Origin of the sequence: Romboutsia sp. (assembly GCF_035470145.1) — a bacterium.
In the GTDB taxonomy this organism is placed as follows: Bacteria; Bacillota; Clostridia; order Peptostreptococcales; family Peptostreptococcaceae; genus Romboutsia_D.
Genome location: NZ_DATIRC010000368.1, coordinates 1 through 4,170 on the forward strand (window position 1 = coordinate 1; position 4,170 = coordinate 4,170).

Consider the following 4,170-nt stretch of genomic DNA (forward strand, 5'->3'; position numbering starts at 1 on the left):
TTGTGAAGATATATTGATAATGATAACCAAATGATAGGGAGATAGATATATATGAGTGAATATAATAATAATAAAAAGTTAAAGAAAAGACTTTTCAAATATAAAGAAAATAAGGCTAAATTAGAATCTAAAAAATTAAAACTTGATAATATGTACTCAAATATAAGTCCTAACTGTTCAGGTATGCCAGGAGGATCAGGGGGAATAAACTCAAAAGTAGAAAGTCATATATTAGAGAAAGATATATTAGAAAATGAAATAAAAGATTTAGAATATGAGATAAAAGAAATAGATATAGCACTAAATGTTTTAACTAAAAAAGAATATACGGTTATAGAGTTAAGATACCTTGAAGAATATAAACCAAGTGAAGTATATAATGAATTACATATATCAGAAAGAAGTTTCTGGAGAGAACATTCAAGAATAATGCAAAAGATGGAAAATGTAATAAAAAAATAGGGTGGCACTATTTTGGCACTATTTTGGCAGTATTTTGGCACAAAAAGAGACGAAAACAGTGTTATTATATTAATATCAGTATATTTCCCTTTACCCCAAAAAGTTAATATAAGAGATTTGAAAAACAACCATAGAAAAAAAGCCATGACCTTCGAACCGTGGCTTTTTTTATTTTGTCTAAAAAGGTGATGTGTATGAAAGTTTGGAAGGATGCAGGAGAAATAGCAAAGACAACTTTGTTAAAAGAAGAATTATATAAATATGACAATTTAATGAAGAGTAAACCGAATTTTGATAAAACACAAGGAGCTAAAAAAGTTTATCAGAGAAAGCATTTTATACTTTTAAAGGCTTCTGATGGATATATAGTGTATAACACAAAGAAGTTATTTGAAAAAGGTCATACGCATATTAAGAGCTTTCATAAAGCTAAATCAATAATCGACCTAGCTGTAAGAAAGAAGATGCCTAATAGACCAATTAAATGGGAAATAGAAAGTTTAATTCGAATAAGTAATGATAGTAAATATATAAATAAATTAAGAGAATTATAGAGAGGGGGAAAGGAATGTTGTAAAAATGAAAAAAGTAAAAAGAGCCGCAAAACCTATTAAAAATACTCGAGATGTGAAAAGGATGATTGCATATCTTGAAGCTAGTAGTGATAATTATGGCAAAAGAAATAGTATATTATTTCAAATAGGAGTTACAACAGGATACAGAGCAGGAGATCTAGTAGGATTAACAGTATCTGAAATTAAAGAAGTAATAAAGACTAATGAATTTATTATTTTAGAAAGTAAGAAAGTTAATAGTAAAAATATAAGAAAAAAGAATATAAAACCTAGGAGAGTTCCATTAAGTCCAAAGCTTAAGGTAAAACTTAAGTCTTATATATCGACTAAAGAAGATTGGGAGTATATGTTTCCATCAAACAAAGGTGATGGATATATAGAAGTTGATACTATAAGTAAAATACTTAAGAGAGCTGGAGAGTATTTAGGTTTATATTATACAACTGCTCATTGTATGAGAAAGACGTATGCTTATAAAATTTATGTAGATAGTGGTTATGACATAATAGCAGTTAAAGAAATGTTAGGTCATTCATCTATAGAAGAAACAAAGTTATATTTAGATTTAGAAAGATTAAAGTATGATAATTATAGTAAGTCGTTAGATGATTTTCTATAGTTATTTTTTTATTTGAGACTATGAATACCTAAAAAATAAAATGAATGGAATTTAAGGTGGATTTTTTCTAACACTATAATAGAAGTAAAGTATCAAAATTAATTCCTTATTCTCTAGGTAAATACGGAATTAATTAGAGTTAAACACAAACTATAAACTTTATTATTAATATAATATTCGTATAAAAATATATAGTTTTTTATAGGTATTATGAAGCTTAAGGAAGTGTGCAAATGGCTAGAGAGTTTAGCAGGAAGTTTTATAAGAGTAAGGAATGGAAGAGAGTTAGAGAATATATATTCAATAAGTATCATGGATTATGTAACAAATGTGGTAAGCCAGGAGAAGAAGTACATCATATCATATGGTTAAGTCCTAAGAATATGAATGACATAGACATAACACTAGGAGAAGATAACTTAGTCCTATTGTGTAGGGATTGTCATGTTGGAATACATAGAAAGATAAATCCTACAAAGAGTGAATATAAGTTCAATGAGAACGGTGAACTCGTACCGGTTAACGCCCCCCTATAAAAAGTTATGTGGGTGGTTACAGGAGACCGTCGGAGTGGACCTCTATCTTCCTCCACATGAAATTTTCAAAATTAGGGAGGGGTAAGATGAAATCGAAAACCGAACAATTAAGAGACGAATTTAATGCGAAATTAGAGAAAGAAAAAAAGATTAAGCAGGAGATAAACAGAGTTAAGAAATTATATGTAGATTTTACAAAAGAAAAAACTAAGACACTTGAGGGACTTATAAGTGAAGCAGCATTTATGAAAATATCATTAGAAGAACTTAGAGAAGATTTACTTTCTAATGGATTAACAGAAATGTTTGAGCAAGGATCACAGAGATTTGAAAGAGAAAGACCGCAGGTAAAAATATATACTACTTTCATTCAAAGATATTCAAATACTATGAAACAACTAATAGATCTTATACCTGGAGAAGAAAAGAAGGAAGAAAAAGATGAACTATTAGAGTTCTTAAATAGGAGCAAGATTAAGAAATGACAGGTACTTACATAGAAGAATATTACCAAAAAATACTATCTGGTGAAATAGTTGCCTGTGAAAGGATTAAACAAGTATATGCTAAGTTAGTCGATGATTTATATAATCCTAAAGATAATTGGGTATTTGATGAAGAACTAGCAAATAAACCGATAGACTTCATAGAAACATTTTGTAAACAAGCACAAGGAGCTATGGGAGCATCTTTTAAATTACAATTATTCCAAAAAGCTAAATTTCAAGCTATATTTGGATTTGTAGATAAGGAAACTAGATTGAGGAAATATAAAGAAACTCTAACTATAGAAGGTCGGAAAAATGGAAAGACAACAGAGCTAGCTGGAGTTAATTTATACATGGCTATAGGAGACGGTGAAGGAGCAGCAGAAAACTATTGTGTAGCAACTAAGCTAGAACAGGCTCAAAAGTGTTTCATGGAGATACATAACATGGTGAAACAGTCTCCATTACTTTCAAAACATATAAGAAAAAGAAAAAGTGATTTATATTTTTCTCCGACAATGTCATTTATAAAAGCACTAGCATCAAACAGTAATGGATTAGATGGACTTAATGGACATATGATAACTATTGATGAATTAGCAGCTATTAAAAACAGAGATTTATATGACTTAATGAAACAGTCAATGACAGCTCGGAGACAACCTTTACTATTTTGTATAACTACTAATGGATTTGTAAGAGAATCTATATTTGATGCTCAGTATGATTATGCGTGTAAAGTATTAGATGGATATACAAGTAATGATGAAAATAAAGTAGTTGATGAAACATTTTTACCATTTATTTATGAATTAGATGATAAAGATGAATGGGACAAAGAAGAATGTTGGATAAAAGCTAATCCTGGTCTTGGAACTATAAAAAATATACAAGACTTAAGAGATTTTGTTAATAAAGCTAAGAATGATCCATCTTTTAAAGCTACAGTAATGGTAAAAGATTTCAATATGAAAGAAAATTCATCAAGTGCATGGCTTAGATGGGATGAACTTAATAATGAAACTAAGTTTGATGTTAAAGAGATGGGATTCAGATATGGTATAGGATGTTTTGACTTAGCTGAAACTACAGATTTATCATCTGCTAAAGTATTATGTATGAGACCTAATGATGAAAACATATATGTATTATCTATGTATTTTGTGCCAGAAGGTAAACTGAACAACTTAGAAGACAACAAAGAAGATGATGGAGTTCCATATAAACTATGGGAAAAACAAGGATTATTAAGAGTATGTCCAGGTAACAAGGTTAATAAATTCCATATGTTAGAGTGGTTTAAAGAAATTAGAGAAGATTATGATATATATATTCCTTGGATAGGTTATGATCCTTGGCATGTTGATGATAGTTTATTGCAAGCATATGAAAATGAGTTCGGAAAAGATGCAATGATTAAAGTCAGACAAGGTGTTCACACTTTATCACCTCCTATGAAAGAATTAAGAGCCGATTTAATGGCTCATAGG

General features: G+C 29.3%; 6 protein-coding genes. All 6 read left to right on the top strand.

Features of this window, described 5'->3' with window-relative positions; all coding sequences use genetic code 11:
- Window positions 1–51 precede the first annotated feature (51 nt).
- Complete coding sequence (locus tag VLM92_RS14555; protein ID WP_325277046.1) at window positions 52–462, top strand: hypothetical protein; 411 nt, start codon at window positions 52–54, stop codon at window positions 460–462.
- A 194-nt stretch (window positions 463–656) separates the two neighbouring features.
- Window positions 657–1,016: a hypothetical protein gene (locus tag VLM92_RS14560; RefSeq protein WP_325277047.1), complete on the top strand. Its 360-nt coding sequence runs from the start codon at window positions 657–659 to the stop codon at window positions 1,014–1,016.
- Between the two features lie 25 nt (window positions 1,017–1,041).
- The gene (locus tag VLM92_RS14565; RefSeq protein ID WP_325277048.1) at window positions 1,042–1,656 is read left to right on the top strand and encodes a tyrosine-type recombinase/integrase; all 615 of its coding nucleotides are present in this window, start codon (window positions 1,042–1,044) and stop codon (window positions 1,654–1,656) included.
- A gap of 233 nt (window positions 1,657–1,889) precedes the next feature.
- Complete coding sequence (locus tag VLM92_RS14570) at window positions 1,890–2,192, top strand: HNH endonuclease signature motif containing protein (RefSeq protein WP_325277049.1); 303 nt, start codon at window positions 1,890–1,892, stop codon at window positions 2,190–2,192.
- Window positions 2,193–2,278: 86 nt separating this feature from the next.
- A complete protein-coding gene (locus VLM92_RS14575) occupies window positions 2,279–2,677 on the top strand; it encodes a hypothetical protein (protein ID WP_325277050.1) in 399 nt (132 codons plus the stop codon).
- On the top strand, window positions 2,674–4,170 hold a 1,497-nt coding region (locus tag VLM92_RS14580), incomplete at its 3' end, for a terminase large subunit (protein WP_325277051.1). The genes VLM92_RS14575 and VLM92_RS14580, both read left to right, overlap by 4 nt.